Origin of the sequence: Psychrobacter sp. AOP30-A2-5, from assembly GCF_052378115.1 — a bacterium.
Taxonomy (GTDB): Bacteria; Pseudomonadota; Gammaproteobacteria; order Pseudomonadales; family Moraxellaceae; genus Psychrobacter.
Map to the genome: position 1 here is coordinate 22781 of NZ_JBQSXK010000021.1, position 22380 is coordinate 45160.

Sequence of the window (22380 nt, forward strand, 5' to 3'; positions counted from 1 at the left end):
ACATTCAATCAGGGATTGTTTTGATATTATTAGTCCTTGTGATTGTCGCTTGCTTCAGGCTCTACTCTAAACGTAAGCATGAATTGATTAGCTTCAACCATATAAGCTTTATCGCCCTTAATCTCAACTTTTATTTGAGGTTCCTCTGTCTTGGAAAACTCAGTAACTGTATTTCCTATAAGTTCAGCCGCAAATGCCAATGCTTCATCATCTGACAGATCAGGACTTAATATACTAGTTGATGCTCCAGATAAGAACGAAAAGATCAAACCTATACTTGCAGCGTTAGTCGTATTTAAGTCACTGGTATTGATTTGATATTCTAAGCTTTTAAGCTCTCCGTTTTTATCTACAGCTCCCACTAATGTTATGTCAGAAGGATAATTTACAACGAAAGTATCAAGATACTCTTGCTTATTCAAATTCAAGCCAACATCACTCCAAACCGTTTTCTTTAGACCTGCACGTTTGGTGAGTTTGTTAAACTTATTACCGTATTCCTCTGGTGTTATTCCAAGCGTAATACCCACTTCCATTATCTTATTTATCTTAGCTTGTTTATCATTAGTAACTTCAACCGACTGTTCTTTTGTAACAACCTCAGTAGAAGATTCAACTTCTGTACTAGGTTTAGGCTTTGTAACGTTCTGCTCGGTCTTCGCTTCTACTGATTTTCTAGTTACTGCTTGATCTTCATTGCCATCAGTTTTTTTGCATCATCTGATGAAACAAAGAACATTGATATAAATATCAAGATAGATCCTACTGCTGTGATTTTACCTCTGCTTAAACTGGGGTTTTTATCTATAATCAATCGTTTAACAGGGGGTAATAGTAAAATTCCTCCAATTAGCATTAATAATCCAGCGATTAAACTTCCTTCAAGAAATGCCCCTAATGATCCAAATATAAAAGTGACTCCAAAAAACAACGCCCCAACTAATAATAATTTTTGCAAAATAATCTCCCATCCTAATAAGTAAACAAATAAATCCATACTATAGTTAATTTTTATTGTATTTACTTTAAAGTTTTAAAAAGAGAGAGATTACCTATATGGTCATATATCCTATGAATCTAATCCGTTTATTAAAAGAGCGCTTAATGCCTCAATACCACGCACATCGGTTTGCTGTAAATAAATAGAATATAGCGGATACTTGGGAAAGCTTTGCTCAATATCTTGCATTAATTGTTGCTGGCGTTCAGCACGACGCTGCCAAAAATCATCAGACTGAGTTGGTGCTATCAACTGATTAATAACGATGGCGGCTGGCATGAGCTTACTGTCTTCTAACTGAGCTATCGCCCGCTTTGTTTCAGCCAGTGGCAATACGTCAGCCGTCATCACTAATACAATGGCGGTTTGTGTACGGTTATGCAGTAGCAACCCTGCCTGACGAAACAGCTGCTTGCGTTTTTCTAGTACAGATACTGCTTGCTCCCAGCGGTCGGTTTTTTTTGTGGTAAATGGATTAGCTAAGTCATTTTTGTTATTGTGTTGTTCATGACTGCCTAAATGATTTGCCACTGAGCGAAGTTTTGCCTGCCGCCGCTGCTGCGCTAGCAATCCATCCGTCCATGCCCCCATCATTTCAGGCAGCACTAATAAACGCAGTGTATGTCCCGTCGGTGCGGTATCAAAAATAATATGCTCATAGCCGGCATCTGCTGCTGCAACCAAGTGCTGACACATGGATTCGAGCATCGCGGCTTCTTGTGCGCCAGGTGCTGATTTTGATAGCCGTAGATGTTCGCGAATTTTTGGCATCATGTCTGGGTTTGCATAGGAAGTAATGGTGCGTTCAACTTGGGAAAAATGCTCATCGACGATGATATCAGGGTTTAGTTCAATAGCATCTAGACAAGAAGTTACTACTGTTTTTTGGTTTTTGAGCGGGACGTTTAACACATCGCCCAAGCTGTGTGCTGGATCGGTCGAGACAATCAGTGTCTTTTTGCCTTGGTTGGCATAATAGCTGGCAAGTGCGGCGGCAGTGGTGGTTTTACCGACACCGCCCTTGCCACCGATAAATATAATCGGCTGCTTTGCCAGTTGCTCTACCAATGCGGGTAAAGGGTGTAATGCCATACTTGTATCTCATTTTAATGAATTCAAAGGAAACTAGCAGCAACCTACGTGGTCAAAAGGGCATCTATCCATACCCATTCTGGTATGCCATTCATGGAAGTTTTCTAAAAACAAAGGCTGCAACTCTAGCGTATAAAAGCTTGCCGGATTGTCGATACCTAAGCTTTCCGCAAACATGAGTAGCATGAAAAAATCTTCTTCATCACGCGCGGCGCGTGCCATTGTCTGACGATAAGGCGCATGATAAAACTCGTTTAACCCTGCCGCAAATCTTTGCCACCATGGCTCAATATTTTTTATAGGCTTTGTCATATCCGTGTTTTCCATAATCACTCTTCTTTTTCGGATGCTTATTAACTATCATGCCTATATGAGACAAAAAACGCCAGCAATTGCTGCTAGCGTTTTATCTGACATTTCATTAATTATTTAAGAGGGTTTAGAGATTACTTTTGCCTCTGTGTATCGACCATTCTTTACGGAGTACTGATAAACTCTCAAACGTTACTAAGATTGTGGCTATCAAGATAATGATATCCATAATAATAAGTAACCAGTTACCGTCATTGAAAAAGGTTTTTAGCTGAATCAATAACGCAAAAACCGTCATGACCAGTAAGAATGACAATGGCCCCAAGGTATACCACACAGGTCTGCCTTTACGTAACAATATAACGGTAACAATCATCAAGGTTAGTGCAGCCATTAGCTGATTCGTCGTGCCAAATAACGGCCAAATAATCATACCGCCAGCACCATCGATGCCACCAGCACCAAAGGCTAATAACAAACAGCTGCCAACGGCAAGCAATGTTGCCACCACACTTTTATTTAGAACAGGTAGTTTATAAATTTCACCAAACTCTTGGAAGATATAGCGTTGCAAACGTACCCCAGTATCCATGGTAGTACCAGCGAACAATGCTGCCATTACCGTCAGCATCGTCTGTGATAAAACCATATCAATACCGACGCCTGCATTCAGTATGGTTGCACCACCATCAATAAAGGCACCAATAGAGCCATCGCCAAATTTTTGATAAACGGCTTGCCAATCACCAAGAGTTGCAAAGCCCGCCGTTGCCGCAAGTATCGCACCCAGTGCCAGCATCCCCTCACCCATGGCACCGAAGTAACCAACGAATCGTACATCTTCTTCTTTATCAATCTGCTTAGACGTCGTACCCGTTGCCACCAAACCATGAAAGCCTGAAATTGCACCACAAGCAATGGTGACAAACAATAAAGGCACCATAGATGGTGTACCGATTGGCAATGCCGTGTTTATCGCTGGCGCGACAATATTCGGCGTCGCAATAAAGATGGCAGCGTATAACAAAATCAGACCGACAAATAATTGTAAGCCATTGATGTAATCACGCGGTTGTAAAAGCATCCAAACCGGTAATAAAGAAGCGATTGCCGCATAAGCAAACAAGATAATAATCCAAACAGCATTGTCAGGTAAGCCTAAGAATGTCTCAGGTAATACGACAGGGAACATAGGACCAAGATAGATAAGCCCATATAAAGCCGTGACCCCAATGATTGATACCCAAACCAGATTCATCTTATAGCGATAAATACACTGACCGATAATAAAGGCGACTATCAAAGCCCCCCAAACAGGTAGCACAGCGGACGGGGTTTTTATCATCATATTAGCAATAGCGACGCCAAATACCGCATTTACCATGAGTAATAATAAGAAGATAACGATCATCATCAAGCTACGTACCCGTGTACCCATGACGGTACCGGCAATCGAGCCAATCGACTGACCTCGATTGCGCATACTAGCCCAAATGGCGGACATATCGTGGACACCTGCCATAAAAATCGTGCCCAATACTACCCAAATGATAGCAGGCACCCAGCCCCAAATAACGGCAATGGCAGGACCAATAATCGGAGCTGCTCCTGCGACTGAAGTAAAATGATGTCCCCATAGCACGTATTTATTGGTAGGGATATAATCCACCCCATCTTTCATAGTATGCGCTGGCGTGGGGATACTGTTATCCAATGCCAAGATTTTAGTAGCGATAAATTTTGAGTAAAACAGATAACCGCAAAGCATCGCGGCAACAGCAAACACTAGCACGATTGCACTATTCATCTTATCTCTCCTTAGACAAGTAATAGGTAGCCTTATAAGTTCAAGCTTTTTAATTTAGAATATAAAAAATATGTTAAATTAGTCGGCGACTAGTGACTTAGCGCACCTGTCCAAAGGCTGTTTATAGAAGTACTGTAGTATCATCATCCATTAATAAGGCTTTGCATTCTATCGTTAGCACATGTCACTAGTCAGCATATGGTGAGTCTTTGACTGCAACCCATTTAGATACTAACTGATTTAACGACAAATGTAACGCTGGTTAAACATGAAAAACAACAAATAAAGGAAGCACCATGGCGCATTATTTTGGGTTTGTACCTTCAGATAAATTGAAAGCATTAATCATTGACGCTGAGCAAGTGATTGCCTCAAATGAGGAGGTCGAATACTACCCATATCGTGATGCCCTGACGCATCAAACAGCACGTGATTTAATCGACAATTTGTTGATTGGATTGGTAGATATTATTCCAAACCCTGAACGTCAAGCCTCCATGCGCAAAATTGTTGGCACAGTTGAAAAAGCAACAGATACGCTGCTTAACATCTTACTCGGTAAAGAGAATAACGAAGAAGTAATGCCAAGCTTTCATTTCTTGAGAGATCGGGCGACGTTTATTGATAATGAAGGTGTAAAACGAGTGGGTTTCAAATTATCTGATGCAGATGCGCAAACCATCGAAAAAGGCTTTGCTGCTATCACACCTGAGCAAGTAGATATGAAAGCATTTAAAACAGCGCTTGAAACCATGAATGAAGAGACATTGACTCATTTTATCAGCCGCTATGCTGAAACGCTGAAACTTGGCATGATTAAACGCAAAGCTGTCCCAGTTGCCAAAGCCGCCATTGATAAAGGCATGAGTATGGCCTTAAATAAGTTGCTACCCGACCTACCTGATCGCTCTTTAAATCGTTTAGCAAACTATTACCGCCCTTTCATCGTAGAAAAGCCGGAATAAATGCCAGTATTTGATTAATTTTGCCTCAAAAGACAGATGGTATTGGGCAAATTCACTAAAATTTGCTAAAATAAGCGGCACTTTTTACCGAAGGCGCACCCGATGACCCAAATCAGCAACCAAGAAATTGAAAAAACATTACGCAACTCAGAGTGCCTTATTAGTAGCATCGAAGTAGCCGCTGCTTATGAGCGCCTTGCCGCCCAGCTCAACCTACATTATGCTGGTTTAAACCCAATCGTTATGGTTGTTATGAATGGTGGACTTATTCCAGCTGGTCAACTTCTGACTCATTTGACGTTCTACCATCGCATGCATTATATTCATGCATCACGCTATCGTGATAATGCAGGCACCAATGAGCTAGATTGGAAATTCAAACCTGATGTTAGTATCGAAGGTGAGCATGTATTGCTGATTGACGATATTTTTGATGAAGGTATCACGCTAAAAACAGTTGTCGAAGAATTAAGCAAAGAAAAACCTTTATCACTTGAGTGTTGTGTGTTGCTTAATAAAGAGCATGATCGTAAAGTTGAAGGTTTTGATGTTGATTTTGTCGGTATCAATGTTGCAGATCGTTATGTCTATGGCTGTGGTATGGATTTCCATGGTTACTTGCGTCATCTGCCTGGCATCTATGCCATCAAAGAAGACAAAGTTTAAGTTCTATATTTGAGTTCAAAAAAAGCATCCGATTTGGATGCTTTTTTATTGCTTAGATTTTGCACTTACTGTTAATTTTGCTACTCATACAAAGCCCGTATGTTTTCTGTAGGCAGTATGTTTGTACCAGTCACCACGAAGAAATAATCGAGTTGCCAATTCTGTGTTTTCTTAGCGGTATTACTGGTTGGCTTATCCCAGCTAGGATACACCCTGATACCCATCTTACCTTTTGTAAAGTGAGACTGAAGAATATGATGTCTAAGCAAGACATTTTTTGGAAAAACAAACTGCCCCAATGTATGGTTGTCTTTAAATGTCGTGATTACTAACAAGTCTGGTGACGAATCATATTGAAAAGGTTGATTAATACCTTTGGAATCCTTTTCCCAAAAGGTAACGAACTGCCCTACTTTAGTAGGTGTTTGTTTAGCTACTCTGAATCTAACTGTTTTGACAGTCAGTCTGTTCATTAATTCAAATGTACCAGCAGCATATTCTAGATTTTGTTGCTCTTCTTTAGTTGAAGCAATAATGAATTGGTTGGGTTTATAAATAATTTCATTAATATACTCTAGCACCGTATCAAAGGTATGCAACTCTAGTCCTCTTTTTATATTTCTGAGCATTTTTCTATTAACGCTGAGAAAACTGTAATGCCAAACCTGTATGGCGCTCAGTAGGTGTTTGAACAGCCTTTTCAAAAGCAGATTTTGTACTATATATGGTTACCTGTTTCTTAGCACGGGTCACCGCCGTATAAATAAGCTCTTTGCTTAGCAATCTAGCATGACTATTATCAAAAGTAATGGCAACGTGCTCAAACTCAGATCCTTGCGATTTATGAATGGTCATCGCATATGCGGTGGCAATCACCTCTTCATTTAGCAGGTTGACGGGAATCCCCTGTGTTTTATTCTCGAAAAAAACTTCTAATCGACTTCTTTCATCCGATGTTTGTAAGCAAAAACCAATGTCACCATTAAATAATCCTAACTCGTAGTTGTTTTGTAAAACCATCACAGGACGGCCATGGAACCATGTGTTTTGACCCAGTGGTAGCTTTAGTTCAGTTAGGTGCCATTGAGTGAGATAGTTATTAATGTAGTGATCGCCCCATTCACCATTATGACCAGCACTTAGAATTCTAAACTCATTAAATGTCTCCATTAATGATGTAATCGTATTTTTTACTGATTCTGGCATGGATTTTTCGATTGGATCTTTTAGGAGTTCTTTTACTTTACTTATATATTTGATATATTTTAGCGACATTTTTGAAATAATTTCCTTATTGCTTAGGCTATTTCTTGTCTTATTATCTTTAAACTCATTTGTTTGCAGCGTATTTACATATTGAAAACTCAAGGCTTCATCTTGCCTTAACAGCTGCCAGATGGCTTGCGTATCTACCTCTGCCTGATTAATTTGGGAGGCAAGTTTGCCAATACCTGATTCTGCACTAAACCTGCGGCTTTCGGTTAATTCTGCATGAATGGGTTGTAACAGTGGGATATGGCACAAGTCAGCCAATACTGCTCCTGCATCGACTGCTGCTAGTTGGTTCGCATCGCCTAGCAATATAAGCCTTGCACCTGGTTTCACTGCACTTACGAGATAATTAGCCAACTCGACCCCGAGCATCGACGCCTCGTCAACGATGATAATATCTTCGCCAAGTGGATTGTTAGTATCGTAGCGCGGTCTACCCGTCCGACCAATACCTAACAAACGATGGATTGTCTTAGCTTCTTGTAACTGTAGATCAATATCTGCTGCATCGAGAGCAGCTTGTAAAGATTCCTGCATGCGCTGGGCGGCCTTACCAGTTGGTGCTGCCAATGCCAGACTGGCACTATCTGTACTGAATCTAATATTTCCAGCCCTGTATCCCCCACTCTCTGTCGCTTGTTGCAGCGCAATGACTAACTGAGCCACGGTATAGGTTTTACCTGTACCTGGACCACCAGTAATAATACTAAATGCATTATTATTAGTCACATTAATAGCTGCTATCTGCTGATCGTTTAAATTTTTGGGTATTGATATATTTAGAGGGATTATCTGTTGATTTAAAATAGTATTAATGTGCTGTGCTAAGTTAAATTCTGCTTGCCATGCACGATGTAGCCAAAAAATTATTAATACTGCTGAACCTTCTGTTTTTCGACTGTCAACTTGTTTGTAAATAATAGGTTGATTTTTTTTGCTTAGGCTATTTAATTTATCGTTATTATTAATGCTACTATTAACCTCAGCTAACAAATTGTGTTCGTTAACTAGGCGCATAAAAAAACTTAAGTCCGTATTTTTCAATAAGTGATATAGTGTAGCAATCATGTCAAAACGCTTGGTTAGTACCTCTTTTTCGTGGTTGCTAAGCGCCAATTGCATCCACAGCTGATCTCTCTTATCAAATAGCGTGTCTAGCAATACGAATAGCGACCTTTCAGTTATAGAGTCATCTTCTGATTGCGTATTTAGTTTGCTATCTATCAGCGCAAAGATTGGCATTGCTAGCATCTCTAATAACTGTTGCTGCCAAGCATATAGCGTAACTGCCTCATCATTGATTTGACCTTGCAATGCTTCCTCATGCTCAGAGGACTCAATGGTCAATACAGTATGCCCCTCTTCCAAGTGAGTCGCTAACATAACGAATAGAGCGGTGAATAAATTACTTTCTTCTGTTTTATCGACTTGCTTACTATCAGTATTAGCTTTTGCATCCGTTGCCTTATACGCTAAATACGTTTGCTCGCGGCGTAGCAATATATAATCACTGATGTTACTAGCCCAGCTTTGTTGTAGCCCAATTACTGCCTTGCTCTCTTTTTTATTATTACTCATAGTATGCTTGTCTCTATGTTGAAATAGTTAATCGATATCATGTTTTTTAGCATTTAATCATTACTTATAACCTACTAGTTGGGCATGCCAAACAACGCATCTAGAGCCTTAATGAACTCAATTGGAATATCCCACGTCACTAATCCATAGCGGTCGTTGTGCATTGAGTGGCTATTATCAGCCTCTTTAACATCTTGTGATAGATCATCAGCTGCTTGAGAGTTGGGATCATACACACCTCGTAAAAAAACATACTCCACAGCGCCTAAATACTTATCTTCATTGCCTGCATAATCATGTATTCTCATTGAAAGGAATCGATGTAACGCTACTTGATAAATCGCTGCTTGTAGCCAGTACCCTGCCTTGGACATTGCTTGCTTAAGTGTATCTTCATTATAATCGCTTAGGCTATTTCCTAGAAAGTTGCTTTTATAATCGACAACGTAATACTTGCCAGCATGTTCGTACACTAAGTCAATTTCGCCGCGTAAATAACGATACAAATGCGCTTTGTTTTGCGGAATAAGAGTGACGTGTTTGTCCATCTCATTAGGGAGATATTGTTGGAAGAGTTTAGTGATATCCTGTACTTTAAATTTCTCTGACAACCCCATATTGAACTCTAACTCAGAAAACCGCTGACCTGCATTAAGAGAGTTTAATGGTTGATTGGAGGCCAATAGCGGCGCATGTAGCACCTCTTCAATCCAATTGATTAGTGCCTCATGCTTGGTAGCATCTATTGAAGCAAGATCAAGTGAACTAGTATTGAATGAACCGTCATCGCCTTGCTCTTGCTTCTTCGCTTGTGATCGACGGCCTTGCTGCTCAGCGCTACTATAAACTAGAGGCAGTTGATAGCTGCTGATCGCTCTATCAATAACCTGAGACCACTGCGCTTTATTGTTGAAATCAATTTTTTCAAATATCTCATGCAAGAACGTACCCGCATTAGCACCTTTCACAAAGGTAAAGCGGACATCATCCTCTGATTTGAGGCTTAGTTCACTGTCTTGTTCGAGAGACTCTTTGCTATTAAGTGAATGGAGATCTGAAACTGAAGACTCTGTCATATCGATGTCTATCGCATCATCAATACGCTCATCCATTATCGCCATTGTTTGTGTAGATTCATCGAGCTGACGTGCCAAAGCGGTAAAGCTGGTCTTAGCCCAACCATAAAAATAATTGGTTTTCATAACCTCTGCAAAAGGCGCATACTCAATAGTCTCTGTGGCAGGCTTATGAGCACTTGACTTGGTAAGAGCGAGCTGAACATTGTCATTTACGCCTGCTGATTTAGTATCGTTGCTTGCGTAATTCTTGTCGTAGAACTCATTGACCTTATGCCCTCTGAGCATGCCTATCGTACCTTTGAGTCTATCAGGCAACTCAAATTTCGCTTCTGGTGATTCAAACCAATAAAACACCGGCTTTAACTCAAATCCTGTTTTATTGTTAGGATCTCGCAGCACGACATAAAGCTGCTCACTGGCACGAGTAAATGCCACATAACCAAGCCGTCGCAGCTCATCGAAATCTTCCCGCGTTTCGATATTGGTGTAATAGTCCTCTGTAGTCGCTGAGCCTTTTAAGGATGAGAAGCGGCGCTGGTTTCCCGTTGATTCACTATCTATCGAATGATAAACTTCTGTCGACTTATGCACTAGCGCTGAAGGCGCTTGTTGGGCATTGTACAAGTACAACCCGTAGTCTTCCTTATTCCCAGACTTCCTACTGGCATCACCCATTCCCAATACATAGACAATGGGGAACTCAAGTCCTTTGGACTTATGAATGGTCATCAACTGTACGCCAGATTCTGTAGGCAGTGGATATTGCTTAGCCCAATCACTGTTAGGGGCAGCATCTATATTTTGTCTAAACCAAGCCAATAGTTCATGCTCACCCATACCTAGGCCATACTGCGCCAAGATATCCATCACATGACGCAAATCCATGATATGACGATCGCCTTCTGGACGAGCCGCTAGCGCTTGCCAAACGCCTTGTGGCTGTATGGGATTTTTATCTAACAAGTAATGCAATGCCGACAAGATGCCAAAGTGCTGCCAACGTTGTGCGCCTTCTTTTAGATAAGTAATAAAGTCTTGATAGCTCTTTTTATTATCAGTAGCCTCATTAACTGAGGTATCCTTAGAATTAGAGTTGTGTGAATGGGAGCTCGTTGTACTACTGCCCTCAGTAATGCCTGACTCATGATCCGTCATCATGGCTTTGATGTTTTTAATACTCAGTCCATATAGATGACTGGTCAACACCCGATTAATCATGTCATGACGATACGGATATAGCATGGCACTCAGCAGCGCCGCCACATCTTCTGCCATGATGGTTTCAAAGATACTGACATCACTGGTAGTTAAGGTCGGTACATTAAGCTTAACCAACTCATCCTCAACCCGCTTTAAGTCTTTTTTGGTACGTGCCAGCACGCCGATATCACTGGGCTGGATAGGCTTGCCTTTTAAGGTCTGATCACTACTAAGCAAAGTCGCAATATGACGCGCCGTGATTTCATGCTCATCGTACTCAAGCTCTTTGTCTTTATCATAAGGTAAGTGTAAGACGCTCACTGGCTGGGCAGAGAGCACCTCAGTCACTAAGGTAGTGCTGTGAGCGTCTGGTTCATTAAACCAAGACAGCTGATTTTCTGGTTTTGCCGCTTTGATATGCTGGTAATAAATACCTGCGCCTAATTGAGCTAACTTATTCTCACCAGTGGTTGCATCAGCCATGCCGAACCAACAGTTTAGGGCATTAATCACACCAGCATTTGAGCGTCGGTTAATATCGAGCGTCCAAAGCGTGCTTTTATCAAATTGAGCTTTCATGTAGTTATAGTTAGCCACATCGCCACCACGAAACCCATAAATAGCCTGCTTAGGGTCACCAACCAATAGCAGGAACTCATGGCTGGCTTTTTTAGTAGCTGACTGTTTATCATTATCAGCAACCTTGCCCTTTTTCTTTGGCAAATAAATGCTTTCAATCATAATGGCTTGTGCGCCATTGATATCTTGCGACTCATCAATCAACGCCACAGGATAGTGGTGACGGATATAACGTGCCAGCTTCTCTCCTTGACGACCAGTTAATGCTTGGTTTAAACGCACCATTTGCAGGCTAAAGGTAGTCTCACCACGCTCTTCCAAAATAATTGGTAGCCTGTCACGTACCGCCAGCACGATATGACGATTAAGATTGGCTAAAACAGTCACTATGTATTCATCGAGCTTTTTGCTTTCTTCAATATAGCGTTTAAAGTCACGAACGACCTGCGACTCATTAAATATCAGATTAACTCTTTCGCCATCTTTTGGTTTATAGAATTGTTTGCCTACGTCATCAGTTTTCTGAAAAGCTTGTATTAACTTTCCTGTATAAGTTTTTGCGTCTGATATAAATTTGTAAGCGGCTGGACCAAAATCTTTTAATGCTTGAATGATTTTCGGCCAAGAGTCTCTATTATTTTGTAGCTGTCCTTTGGGAACGTCATAGTACTCGCCGTCAGGTTTAAAAAAGATATCAAGCTCATCGCTGCGCCCAATGATAGTATTTATAAGCCGCTCATAGCCCTCAAACGAAAAGTCATTTACTACAATCTCATCAATCGGCGCAGAGATAAAATTAAGCGATCGAGTCACATATTTTTTATGATCACTCACGGCAGTCAGCTTACCTTGCTGATCCATTAGCGCGTAAAGTTTAGGCTGCTCATAATACAAACGGCTCTGAAATTGACGTAGCTCATCATGAACAATGCTGTCAGTCACCTGTTCAATACTGCTGTCTTCAATAATCCCCATGCCCTGCTGGTGACCCGTCTCGCTGCTGTACTCCGTCAACCATTTTTGCGCCAAGCTATCGAGCGTACCCACAAACAGTTTATCCAACGTGGTTAAAACCAGTGCGGTACGCCTGATAGCTTCCGTCATTGGATAGCTGTACACGTGATCCAGCAAATAACCGACGAGATGCAGGTTAATGGGATCTTGCATGATGCCATCTAAGCGCACATATTTAGCCTGTGCTACCAACCAGTCTTCACGGTCTTTTTTTGCTTGTACACGCTTTGTGGCAGCAGCTTGCTTATCAGTAGCAAGGTCTTGGTTTAACTCATCAGCGCCTATCTCAGTATTTAAATCCGTACTTGATTGTTTGCCCTCTTGTTTATCCTTATCGCTTTCAGGCATCACCTGCAATATATTGGGATACAAAGCCTCCTTATTACTGATGTCAGCACTTAAACTGTTGACCCACTGCAATAATTGATAAAAATCCACCAAACGATCATGAATACGCTGACGCATCTCAGCGGCAGCGGCTCGCGTAAAGGTAGTAGCAATAATTTGCTCTGGCGCACGTCGTGCTTCAATTAGCAGGCGCAATACAATGCCTGTTAGCGTCCAAGTTTTACCAGTACCAGCAGACGCTTCAATCAGGTGCTTGCCCGTTAGGTCAACATCAACTGCTGGTATCACATCAGCCTGACGCTCACTCATAGGATCTGAGTGAGGCGCATCTGAGTGCTCATCGAATAAATGTGGCTGTGCAGAAAGTTCAATGATATGGGTTGGATCAGTCAAGTCTGTCATATGGGCGCATACTTTTAATTATTATTTATTAGATCATGAAAGCAGAAATCGATTATTCTAAATGGCTAGCTAGCCATCTAAGTCAATTAACGCAGTAAACATCGGCTCATATAATGGTTGAGCCAAGGTAGTCAATGCCGCTGATAGTGCTTTGAATGCATCTTGGTCACGTAGTACATATTGCCAAATGGCATGCTGAGAGCAAGTATCATATACTGTGTCTGTATGATAGCCAGATCGTAACCAATCTGAAAAGTCTGCTCGTTTTGGCCAATAACTACTGCCTTCACTATCTTCAGATTTTGAACACTGATCTAGGTAATTGAGTGCATATTCTGGTAATAACGTGATAGGTACTAGACCTGTTAACTTACCAAAAACAGCCCATTTTATCAGCTCAATCACAGCATCTTCATAGACAATTGGGCTTAGTTTAAATGCGATTACTTTCTCGTACTTTTTGACTTGCGAGCTAGGCTTATTAAAGCGCCAAATACTCACCCCATCATTTAATGCCGCTTGCTCGGCAGTGGTACGTCTGGCCACTTGCCAATACAAATGTGATAACCAAAACTTGAGTAAATGCCTAGGACTGGCAGAATTGGGCAATATATTTAACCACTGCTTGGGTGATTGCTGAGCATAAGGCATACCCGCCTGAATAACTGATATGGGCGCCAATATAGGTACTGAACCTTTGATCTTAATGACTTTTGGCAACAGCTTAAGCAGTGCTTCTATATCCTCTATATTCGTCTGATTGCTTGACTCGTTGTCAGTGCTACTAAGTATATTTTTTAGCTCTACCTGAACAGGATGCTCGGCGGTTGGCGTTAGTAGCTGCAAACCTGTCGTACCCTCTATCCCATCTTCATTGGGTACAATATTTTCGCCAAAATCATTAGCTATTAATTGCTCTTTAAATTCCACGCATTGTTGTTGTAGTTTCTTTTGTTGATTGGGTAATGTAGTTTGGCGAGCGACACCAGCGGGCATAATTTTTTGATACATCAGGATTGGAGTGGAACTTTCAGCGATTGTATCACCACCATTGGCCTTATTCTCATCAGCGACCAATTGCTTAATCAAATGGTCTTTTATTTGATAAGTAGTCAAACTGTTTAGAAATAATGGCTCTTGCTGCGACAGCGCTTCTTCACCTTGTACCACATGCACCTTTTGGGACCGTAAGAACGCTTTGGCAGGATGGCGCACTTGGTAAGCCAGCACCCCTTCAATGTCTATCTCTCCAATATCAAACACAGTATCAGATAAATTCTGGATGAGCGCCTCTGTCATGCTACTGACATTGCTAGTATTAACAACCGTATCTAGCGCTAGCATATCAGCCAATGCAGACAAGGTTTTATTGTCCACTTGACCTAATTGTCCCAAGCCTTGACCTAGAACCTGAGCAATTGACTCATACTGTGCTCTTGTGGGTAAGCCAACCAGTTGCATAGGCTCACTAGCCACTCGCCCTTTCAATGTATCAAACACAGCTTGCCAAAGCGGCGCAGGTGGAAACTGTTTTTTCTGAGCCAGCTTAGTTTTACGCATCGCTGTATTCAATAAAGCATCCAGCTCATCAATCGTATTGACAGGGCTATTGTTTTGATCCTTGTCTTCGATATCAGTAGACGCTTGCTCAAAAACATTATCGCCTTCAATTTCTGTCTCGAACAGACTCTCATGAAAAGGCAATGCAGGATGCTCAGTTACTAGCCACTGCTTAATCAATTTAGGTAAATAGCGTTTGAGACTCTCGGTGGTTGGGTCAATATTCTCAGGCAATGTATCCAGCGAATTCACTTGCCATTGCACCTCGCCTTGTAAGAACTGTAATAGCTCACTCACTGGGTTGGCTGGCAGATGCTCATGAGTGTCCGTCAGGCTTTGACCGTTGTAGAACATCCAACAAGCACTACGTGCGCACAGCAGTGCATCTAAAAATGCCCCATTATCATCATCTTCACTGACTCTGTCACCGCGACGTGAATTAGTCGCTTTCATCAAATCATATCTATTATCACGATCACGCCCAGGGAACTCTGAGAGATCCATATTGAGCATCACCACCAGCTCAAAAGGCACGTTCCTGAGCGCCCCAAATCGCCCAAAAGTAATCACACCAGTAGGCTCCGCACTGACTTGCTGACTTTCAAGCTCGTTTTCGATACTGTCTAACATAAAGCTTAATTTAAGGGGTAATTGCTCTACACCTGACAGCTTTTGTTCAACCTCTCTATTGGCGCTATCACCACTAGAGTACTGTCTATAGTGGCGGTTAGCTCGCAAACCTGATTTAAAGCCGTTCATTGCGTTATATATGGCGCGCATCGTACGCGTTTGATCAACATCACCAAAGTAGCGATGGATGACTTGGGTCTCAATCTGATCCAACCAATCCTCCGCTTTCATTTTTTGTGTATGGTCATTGCGTCGTGCGACCAAGCCAGTATAAATGCGGCAAAGCGCTTCAACGATCAACGCATCATTTAAGCTCACTTGCGGCAGTGGCAAGCTCATTTCTGGTAAGGCAGTGCTTGGCCATTCATCTTCATCTAAAGGATATAAACAATCGCTCAACTCGGCCTCTGGCATCACCAGACCTAAGGTCAATCTGTCTAATGCTTGTGCAAAGCTAAATCGGTAATCGTAGTCATTAATATCTAAGGTTTGCTTAAGATGCAGCTCATCAAACCCGCGGATAAAGCCCGCCTCTACCAACAAGTCACAACCACGGCTCATTTGTTCGTGAGTCAGCCCAAAACTTTCAAATAAAGGAGGCAGCATCAACCAGTCTAGGACCTCGGCTGCTTCAAAACGAGCACTATGACTGCCTAACAGCTTGTAAAAACCAATAATCGCTTCCCATAACTGCCGAATATCGGCATCGACAACACCAGTGACTTTAGCAGGTAAGGTCAAACCATCTTGACCTCTACCATTGACAAAGATAGAGTTAATCAGCGCATGATGACGCTCAACATCGGGTAGTAACACCACGATGTCAGATATATGGCGTTTTTTCTCACCAGATTTGATAGGTTCATTTAGCCAGCGCCCAATCATGATACGCAGCACTTCAAGTTGACGCTGCAAACTATGACACGAATGAATGCTTAGGCTATTATCTTGGGAAGAAATTGCCCAAAAACGGTCTATCTCAAAACGCTTATTCTCTAACGCTTCATCTTCATACCAAGCTGTCTCTTGTTTATCCTCATCAAAACTTGACTCTATTTGCTGGCTTACCGCTTGCGAGACTGTAGCAGCCGTTGCTTGCTGAGTCGATTGCTCATCAAGCATTAACACATCGTTCTGTAAACGCTTTAACAAACTTGGACTATTCTGAGCGCTACTAGCATCATAGATATACTCAGCAGCAACCCCATTATTAGAACCAATGCTCAGCGTATCATCAAAATTATCTTGCCATTCAACCAGTGCATCGTCGTACTGCTCATTACCCGACAAGTTGGCAAGCATGGCAAAAGCATCGCGCGACTGCTTGCCTAAACGTGATAGCAAACTGTGACCATAATCACGCAAAAACACGCTTTCAGGGTTAATAATCTGTTGGCGCTGTAACCATGATTTATCGACGATATCGGCCCAAAACAGCTTTGACGGATTATAATGTAATAGCGTGATATTCATGTACTTCGATAAGCGCTGTAAAAAATCAAGCTCGGTCTGTGGCAACTGTTGAATGGTAAAAATGCGCAGTACTTTGGGCAACTGAGCACGCTCATTCGCCTTATTATCTTTCAAAGCCGACCAGAAGACATCTTCAAGTGCCACACGGTGTAGATGAACGTCAGCAAACAAATGCGACCACAAAAATCGTTGCGCCGCCTCTAACTCAACATAATGCTCCACCAGCCATTCAGGCGTGCCGCGCGCATATTTATCAAAACGCAGTGACAGTGCATCTTTATCTGCTATCAACTCATCTACATTTAGCGGTTTGTTATACGACCATAACGCCAACCAATCCTCACGGTGAGTCAAATAGCGGTTAAACACTCTTGCCAAATCGCTTGCCAGCTGCCAAATACGGGCATCTTGTTGCGCCTTATCCTGTTGTAAGCTGTCTTGTTGAGCACTTGCCTGTGGGTCATCAATCAAAGATGCCAATAGCGGATTGACTGGGTGTTTCTCATCTGCAACAATCGACTCTTGATAGTAAGTCAAATACCCAAACAATCGCCACTGCATGACCGTTGGTGACAACACCGCCACTTCTGGCACATTTAGGGTTGCCGCTTCAGGGTCATTCTCTAACAAATACGCGTTATGGCGGGTTAACACATCCTGCATGAGCGTCCACTGATACTGACCCCAAAACTTAGTACGTACCAAGGTACTAATCCCAGCACGACTGGCAATGGTTTTGTCCAACCAATCGCCCAATACCATTGACGGCACAATAACAATAAAAGGCTCAAAAACAGGCTGATCCTTAGACTGATATTGCACAAGCAGTTGATCAACAAGGTTTTCGGTGCGGTGCGATTGAATAATGGTAAACATAGAGGATAGTCTGATTGAAGTTATAATATGAGTGATAGTGTGATGTAGACGGTCGTGAATGCCTGAAATGGAATAACATTTGCGTTAACTCTCTAATGCATATTGATGGCTGCTAAGGAATACCACGAAGGATACTCACCAATCTATGTTTCGCGGTCGTTACTACAATGTATTTCTGCTAGCATGGCTGTCATAAACACGATGCAAATGACAACAACGATTAACTATCATTGCATCATCAGTGATTATTTATAACAATCATAAAATAGGCTGCTGATTAGTGTGCCATCGATAGCTATCGTTTACTAGTATATGTGCCACTATTATAATATCTTACGACAGATAGTGTCGCATTGATAAGTCTCATATTTACGAATAGAGAAGTCAGTGCTGTTGTCAGATTAATTGCTGTAATTTTTATGTCCATAACCCTTTTTTAACGGAATAACTTAATACTATGCCCTTGCGTCCCATTGATGCCATTTTCGTTCATCCTAAACGACGTCTATATGTTGTATACTATCGCGGTGAATTGTGGCAATTGCCACGTATGAAAATTGACGACAGATCGTGGCAAAACAGACAGCCCTATACTGATGACAGTCGCTCGCTTTATTTGAGCATCCATCAAGCCATTAACGACCCCATACTTGCACAAAAACTGCGAACATTGAATCTGCCTGTCGCAGTGCGTGGGAGCACACTGCCACGCTTTGAAGCATGGTGGGAAGCCCATGGTTTTGAATGGCTTAAAGACAAGCTTACGATGGGCGAATCGCCATTGGCTGCACACCAAATAAAAGCCATTGACAATGATGTTACCTCCCCCTCAAACGATCAACCTGTGCTATCCAATCAAAATAGTACAATTGGTCATAAGAATAATAGCGAGAAAAAACTTTTACCTGATTCAGAAACCGATGTTTTTGCAGATATGCTTGCGGACTTAGCAGATGAAGTGTTACACCAACAGCTTTAAAAATCATACGTCACACACCGCATTTTATGTAAACTTGACACAAACCCATTAAGAGAAGAGCAGTAACATATGAGAGACTACAAGCTGCTACTGGCTGGGCTAATTTTACTGCTGCTGATAATCTTTATTGCAATCTTTACGTGGTTATGGAGCAGTAACCGTAAAAATATAGATCCCCTACCGATCATGGCAAATGCAAATGAGTCGTCAGCCACCACTCAAGACGAGGTAAATACCCTCACCGACAGTACGCTGTATATAAAGGCTGAAGAGGATTTACAAGCACCCTTGGACGATATCATCGTTAGCTTCGAATCTCGTTATCCTCATGTGCAGGTTGTGCCAAGTTATGTACCCGCCAGCGACCTCTTAACATTATCAAACGCCAATCCTAGCCATGATAAACGCTCAGAATTAGGCGCTGATATAGACATGATCATCGCTAACGACAGTCTATCTGCAGACCGTCTCACACCGTTACAAGCAGAGCTAAAAGCGGCTCAAGATAAAATAAACCAAGACAAAGCAAATATCAGCAATACTGATGATAAAAAAGTAGATGCTGCTGAGACTGACAATGCAGAGGCACGTACCCTAAATTCTTTCAGCTATGCACTGAGAGACAAGCAAGCGCTTGAAGGGGTTATCTTGACAGAAAATACTGCTGCTATTAACTTCCGTAATTTTTTACTTTCGAGTACCGGACAAGATATATTAGCAAAGTACGATTATTATAATATTGAAGGTTATAAAAACAGTGTAAATGATTTATTTAATCCAACATCACGTACACAAGAAGCATCAAATGCCAACACTGTGAATGTCGCTGACGCCTTGAGTAATGGCAATTAATCATAAAATCTTTATATTTTGTTGATTGCTTTTATGAGCAATTTTTCCTACAATGTTATTCCAAAATGCGCCTATAGCTCAACAGGATAGAGCAGTTGCCTCCTAAGCGATCGATCCGAGTTCGAGTCTTGGTGGGCGCACCAATCATTGTATTTAGACATAACCTCGCATTACCTCAATCCCTTTAAACCCCTTATACGCATACATAGCTGTCTTTATTGATTACTTGTTATTACCTGCTAGCACCTCTACAATGTTGTTAAATAAGTTGTTAAATAGCATACAACATCATTTTTTGTTGTTAATTATGCAGTGAGGTTGTTGTTAAACCTCCGAGAGCCTAGAGGTATAAGCCATGACAAGAAAAACAGACTACCGTCTAACTGACGCTGGCGTGAAAGCCATCGCCAAACAATCCACACCGACCAAAGTCACGCGCCATGGTGATGGCAACAATCTATATCTTATACAACACCCAAATGGCTCACTGTTTTGGCAGGTGACTTATCGCTATCAATCCCCTAAAGACCTTAAGCCAAAGCAAAAAACTTATCAGATCGGTATTTATAAATCTGCCAAGCAAATCATTGGCTCTACATTTAAACCAGAGGTGTCACTAAAAGAGGCTCGGCTGGCACGCGATAAAGCTCAGGCGCTCCTCAGTGATGGCATTGACCCAACTGAGCACAAAAATCATGAAAAAAATAATTTTGAGCAAAAAGACTTATTTAAAGTGATTGCCAAGAGCTATATTGACGAAAAATCTACCACTACCTCTAAGAATATTCAAAAACTTCACAACTATCTAAATAGGCATATTGCACCTCATATCGGTGACTATCCTATTGCCTCTATTACTGCACAAGACGTTATCAAAACAGGTCTAGAAATTCAAAACTACTTCGAAAAACAAGGCAAATGGACAGCCGATACTACAAGTAAGTGTGTTGAGCTAATTGGCTCAGTTTTTGAATATGCTATTAATACGTTAGGCTACGATATCATTAATGTCGCTCATGGTCGTAATAAAGCTTTAAGACCTCATCAGGCTAAGCGTATGAAAGCGGTCGAGCAGCATCAACTTTCTGAATTATTACATAATATTGATAAATATGTTGCAGATCATCCGAATGCCCATGAACAAACCGTGGCTGGCATGCAGCTGATGACCTTCTGTTTTGTTAGAACGAAAGAGCTAAGGTTTTTTGAGTGGTCGGAGATTGATTATCATAAAAATGTGTGGCGTATACCGGCTCATAAGATGAAAATGCGTCAAGACCACATCATTCCGCTGTCATCACAAGCGATGGCCATTATCGAGCGTATGCGACCTTTGACAGAAAAAACGGGTTACGTATTTTATAACTTCAGAAAGAATAAACCTTATAGTGAGGCTTGGTTTAATCAAGCTCTGAAACGCATGGGTTACACAGGTGATCCCTACCCTGAAATGACTGGGCATGGATTTAGACAGCTTGCCAGCACAGGATTGTATGAAATGCAATTCAGTGAGGATGTAATAGAAATACAGTTAGCCCATCTTAAGCAGTCTAGTGTCAAAAAGCGCTATGACTTGTCTGCACATTTAGCAGAACGACAGATGATGATGAATCAATGGGCAAATCATTTAGATGATCTTCGAGCTGGCAAGGCTGTTAATTTTGACTTAATGACGCCAGATGAAATTACTAACAAAATGCGTAGTCGTGATGAGCAAGCAGTCGATATAGCTTTGCATGATAAAGATGTTTTAATAAAAAGCTTACAAGCACAAGGTGTGTCGCCTGATCTATTAATACAGATCGTTAAACAAATTAAATCAAACTAATTACAGCTTTCCTACATGTCAAAATAATATTAAATTAAAGTCATACGTCCCTGATAAACTTACCGGCTACTAGAATTCTACATGCTTTGTCACGCAGTCACATATAGAAATTTTATTTAAGACAGAACGAATTTACTTTTAAAGTATAGTAAATTCAATATAAAAATGATACAGCATGACTGGCAGGAATTTTTCGTAGCCTCTGTCGGCGTAGGCACAGCAAGCAAGGAAGCAAGGAAGCAAGGAAGGAAGCAAGGAAGCAAGGAAGCAAGGAAGCAAGGAAGCAAGGAAGCAAGGAAAATTTGTGCCAGTCTCGCGTTATAATGTCCAATATCAGTTTTATTTAGTATTGACTATATTAAAAAATTAGTAAGAAAAAGCATATAACTTTCATAAATATCTTCTATAGATCTTAACTATTGTATAGGCATAATCTATGAACTCCAATAATCAATCAACCACCATCTCTTCAAACAAAAAATCTTTTGAAAACTTTTTAACAAAGCAGAATTTTAAAAACGCAAATAATGCTATAGAACAGACTATATCTAAGCCAAGAACTATAGATATAGCTAGACGAATTCTAGAGCATGAAACATGCCATATCCATAAGCAAAGAAATAACATTTTCTTTTTAGATAGCGTAGAAGTGTTTGCTAAAAACTATGTAGATACGAAATTTGAATTTGATGATGAGCATTTTTTTAAAAATATAAAAAAATATTCAGAAGGTTATGACCCTGAGATACATAATGTTGATATAGATCAGTATGCTTTGAACCGATATATAGAAAGCAACTTTATTAGAATTGATGAATCTTTAGATGATATTGAGAATAAACGTGAAATTTTTCATAAAATATTAAAT

At 41.1% G+C, this 22380-nt stretch carries 15 protein-coding genes and 1 tRNA gene; 7 read left to right on the plus strand and 9 right to left on the minus strand.

The features are described from left to right. Nucleotides 1-29: 29 nt before the first annotated feature. The 5 genes from ACT3S4_RS12295 to ACT3S4_RS12315 form a co-directional block, all read right to left on the minus strand. On the minus strand, nt 30-536 hold the full coding sequence (locus tag ACT3S4_RS12295; protein WP_201560945.1) for a hypothetical protein: 507 nt from the start codon (nt 534-536) through the stop codon (nt 30-32). Nucleotides 537-679: 143 nt separating this feature from the next. Then, entirely contained in the window at nt 680-958 is a 279-nt protein-coding gene (locus ACT3S4_RS12300) for a hypothetical protein (RefSeq protein WP_201560946.1), read from the minus strand. 111 nt (nt 959-1069) lie between these two features. Beyond that, nucleotides 1070-2092, minus strand: a complete 1023-nt coding sequence (locus ACT3S4_RS12305) for an ArsA family ATPase (RefSeq protein WP_201560947.1) — start codon at nt 2090-2092, stop codon at nt 1070-1072. A gap of 33 nt (nt 2093-2125) precedes the next feature. Beyond that, nucleotides 2126-2419, minus strand: coding sequence for a cory-CC-star protein (locus tag ACT3S4_RS12310; protein WP_193007426.1), 294 nt, complete (start codon nt 2417-2419; stop codon nt 2126-2128). A gap of 112 nt (nt 2420-2531) precedes the next feature. Continuing rightward, the gene (locus tag ACT3S4_RS12315; protein ID WP_055125815.1) at nt 2532-4211 is read right to left on the minus strand and encodes a carbon starvation CstA family protein; all 1680 of its coding nucleotides are present in this window, start codon (nt 4209-4211) and stop codon (nt 2532-2534) included. Between the two features lie 296 nt (nt 4212-4507). Between ACT3S4_RS12315 and ACT3S4_RS12320 the strand changes: the two genes are divergently transcribed. Next, nucleotides 4508-5176: a hypothetical protein gene (locus ACT3S4_RS12320; protein WP_055125814.1), complete on the plus strand. Its 669-nt coding sequence runs from the start codon at nt 4508-4510 to the stop codon at nt 5174-5176. Nucleotides 5177-5278: 102 nt separating this feature from the next. Continuing rightward, nucleotides 5279-5842: a hypoxanthine-guanine phosphoribosyltransferase gene (locus ACT3S4_RS12325; protein WP_444761154.1), complete on the plus strand. Its 564-nt coding sequence runs from the start codon at nt 5279-5281 to the stop codon at nt 5840-5842. Between the two features lie 80 nt (nt 5843-5922). Here the strand turns inward: ACT3S4_RS12325 and ACT3S4_RS12330 are convergent, their stop codons facing one another. The 4 genes from ACT3S4_RS12330 to ACT3S4_RS12345 all read right to left on the minus strand — a co-directional run bounded on the left by ACT3S4_RS12330 (nt 5923) and on the right by ACT3S4_RS12345 (nt 17853). After that, complete coding sequence (locus tag ACT3S4_RS12330) at nt 5923-6441, minus strand: MepB family protein (RefSeq protein ID WP_201560948.1); 519 nt, start codon at nt 6439-6441, stop codon at nt 5923-5925. A gap of 37 nt (nt 6442-6478) precedes the next feature. Continuing rightward, nucleotides 6479-8692: an exodeoxyribonuclease V subunit alpha gene (gene recD / locus ACT3S4_RS12335; protein ID WP_201560949.1), complete on the minus strand. Its 2214-nt coding sequence runs from the start codon at nt 8690-8692 to the stop codon at nt 6479-6481. Nucleotides 8693-8766: 74 nt separating this feature from the next. Beyond that, nucleotides 8767-13314, minus strand: a complete 4548-nt coding sequence (locus tag ACT3S4_RS12340) for a UvrD-helicase domain-containing protein (RefSeq protein ID WP_444761155.1) — start codon at nt 13312-13314, stop codon at nt 8767-8769. 69 nt (nt 13315-13383) lie between these two features. Beyond that, nucleotides 13384-17853, minus strand: a complete 4470-nt coding sequence (locus ACT3S4_RS12345) for an exodeoxyribonuclease V subunit gamma (protein WP_444761156.1) — start codon at nt 17851-17853, stop codon at nt 13384-13386. Nucleotides 17854-18310: 457 nt separating this feature from the next. On the opposite strand from ACT3S4_RS12345, the gene ACT3S4_RS12350 reads away from it, so the two are divergent. The 5 genes from ACT3S4_RS12350 to ACT3S4_RS12370 all read left to right on the plus strand — a co-directional run. Further along, nucleotides 18311-18832 (plus strand): hypothetical protein, encoded by a 522-nt coding sequence (locus tag ACT3S4_RS12350; protein ID WP_201581311.1) that lies wholly within the window; start codon nt 18311-18313, stop codon nt 18830-18832. A gap of 69 nt (nt 18833-18901) precedes the next feature. Then, entirely contained in the window at nt 18902-19684 is a 783-nt protein-coding gene (locus ACT3S4_RS12355; RefSeq protein WP_444761157.1) for a hypothetical protein, read from the plus strand. Between the two features lie 67 nt (nt 19685-19751). Further along, nucleotides 19752-19827 (plus strand) — tRNA-Arg (locus tag ACT3S4_RS12360). 212 nt (nt 19828-20039) lie between these two features. After that, complete coding sequence (locus ACT3S4_RS12365; RefSeq protein WP_201616608.1) at nt 20040-21512, plus strand: tyrosine-type recombinase/integrase; 1473 nt, start codon at nt 20040-20042, stop codon at nt 21510-21512. A 436-nt stretch (nt 21513-21948) separates the two neighbouring features. Further along, nucleotides 21949-22380 (plus strand): hypothetical protein (locus ACT3S4_RS12370; RefSeq protein WP_444761158.1); only part of this gene is annotated, 432 nt, incomplete at its 3' end.

Excerpts from the sequence above, each read along its gene's own strand:
- ACT3S4_RS12295 (WP_201560945.1), bottom strand. The coding sequence starts at position 536 with ATGGAAGTGGGTATTACGCTTGGAATAACACCAGAGGAATACGGTAAT.
- ACT3S4_RS12305 (WP_201560947.1), bottom strand. The coding sequence starts at position 2,092 with ATGGCATTACACCCTTTACCCGCATTGGTAGAGCAACTGGCAAAGCAG.
- ACT3S4_RS12310 (WP_193007426.1), bottom strand. The coding sequence starts at position 2,419 with ATGGAAAACACGGATATGACAAAGCCTATAAAAAATATTGAGCCATGG.
- ACT3S4_RS12315 (WP_055125815.1), bottom strand. The coding sequence starts at position 4,211 with ATGAATAGTGCAATCGTGCTAGTGTTTGCTGTTGCCGCGATGCTTTGC.
- ACT3S4_RS12320 (WP_055125814.1), top strand. The coding sequence starts at position 4,508 with ATGGCGCATTATTTTGGGTTTGTACCTTCAGATAAATTGAAAGCATTA.
- ACT3S4_RS12325 (WP_444761154.1), top strand. The coding sequence starts at position 5,279 with ATGACCCAAATCAGCAACCAAGAAATTGAAAAAACATTACGCAACTCA.
- recD (WP_201560949.1), bottom strand. The coding sequence starts at position 8,692 with ATGAGTAATAATAAAAAAGAGAGCAAGGCAGTAATTGGGCTACAACAA.
- ACT3S4_RS12340 (WP_444761155.1), bottom strand. The coding sequence starts at position 13,314 with ATGACAGACTTGACTGATCCAACCCATATCATTGAACTTTCTGCACAG.
- ACT3S4_RS12345 (WP_444761156.1), bottom strand. The coding sequence starts at position 17,853 with ATGTTTACCATTATTCAATCGCACCGCACCGAAAACCTTGTTGATCAA.
- ACT3S4_RS12350 (WP_201581311.1), top strand. The coding sequence starts at position 18,311 with ATGCCCTTGCGTCCCATTGATGCCATTTTCGTTCATCCTAAACGACGT.
- ACT3S4_RS12355 (WP_444761157.1), top strand. The coding sequence starts at position 18,902 with ATGAGAGACTACAAGCTGCTACTGGCTGGGCTAATTTTACTGCTGCTG.
- ACT3S4_RS12365 (WP_201616608.1), top strand. The coding sequence starts at position 20,040 with ATGACAAGAAAAACAGACTACCGTCTAACTGACGCTGGCGTGAAAGCC.